Here is a 1,104-nt window from a genome sequence, read left to right on the forward strand (position 1 = left end):
AGACAGCTGATGACCCATTCCGACCACAACCATCATCACTCGCATGGCGCATCCTGCTGCTCCGCGAAAGGTGCAGCGTCCGCGGCCGAAGCTGTGATTCGCGATCCTGTTTGCGGCATGACGGTCGATCCGGCGGCCGGCAAGCCGACGGCCGAGCACGGCGGACGAACCTTTCATTTCTGCAGCGAGCGCTGCCGCATGAAATTCGTAGCCGAGCCGGAGAGCTACCTGACGGCCACCGATCCTGTCTGCGGCATGAGCGTCGACCGCGCCAGCGCCAGGCACTTTGTGCGTCATGATGGCAAGGGCTTCTATTTCTGCTCCGCCGCTTGCCAAGGCAAGTTCGAGGCGGAGCCGGCAAAATACCTCGCCGGCCGGCCCGAGCCGCAGCCGATGCCGAAGGGCACGCAGTACACCTGCCCGATGCACCCTGAAATCATCCGCGACAAGCCCGGCTCCTGCCCGATCTGCGGCATGGCGCTGGAGCCGATGGGCGTGCCGACCGGCGATGAAGGCCCAAATCCCGAGCTGGTCGATTTCACGCGCCGGTTCTGGGTCAGCGCGGCGCTTTCCGCTCCTCTCCTGATCTTCGCCATGGCGCCGATGCTGGGCCTCAGCTTCGAAAGTCTCATCGACGGCCGGACGAAGACATGGGCAGAGCTGGCGCTGGCGAGCCCGGTGGTGCTTTGGGCGGCGTTTCCGTTCTTCCACCGCGGCTGGGAATCGGTTGTCAACCGCAGCCCCAATATGTGGACGCTGATTTCGCTGGGCGTGGGCGCTGCCTATCTCTACAGCGTGGTCGCCGCCCTGTTTCCGGACATCTTCCCGCATCAGTTCCGCGGCCATGACGGCGCCGTGCCGGTCTATTTCGAAGCCGCTGCCGTCATCGTCGCGCTTGTCTTCCTCGGCCAGCTGCTGGAACTCAGGGCCCGCGAGCGCACCGGCTCGGCCATTCGCGCGCTCCTCGACCTTGCCCCGAAGACGGCGCGTCTGATCGGCGCCGACGGTTCCGAGAAGGATGTGCCGCTCGACAGCGTGCAGACGGGCGACCGGCTGCGCATTCGTCCGGGCGACGCCGTTCCGGTCGACGGCACCGTGCTGGAA

At 65.9% G+C, this 1,104-nt stretch carries 1 protein-coding gene; it reads left to right on the forward strand.

The window, feature by feature from the left end:
* Nucleotides 1-9: 9 nt before the first annotated feature.
* Nucleotides 10-1,104, forward strand: a 1,095-nt coding sequence (locus tag EOA27_RS37560) for a YHS domain-containing protein (RefSeq protein ID WP_127258856.1), incomplete at its 3' end; no start/stop codon positions are given.

It is taken from the genome of Mesorhizobium sp. M2A.F.Ca.ET.037.01.1.1, assembly GCF_003998075.1.
In the GTDB taxonomy this organism is placed as follows: domain Bacteria; phylum Pseudomonadota; class Alphaproteobacteria; order Rhizobiales; family Rhizobiaceae; genus Mesorhizobium.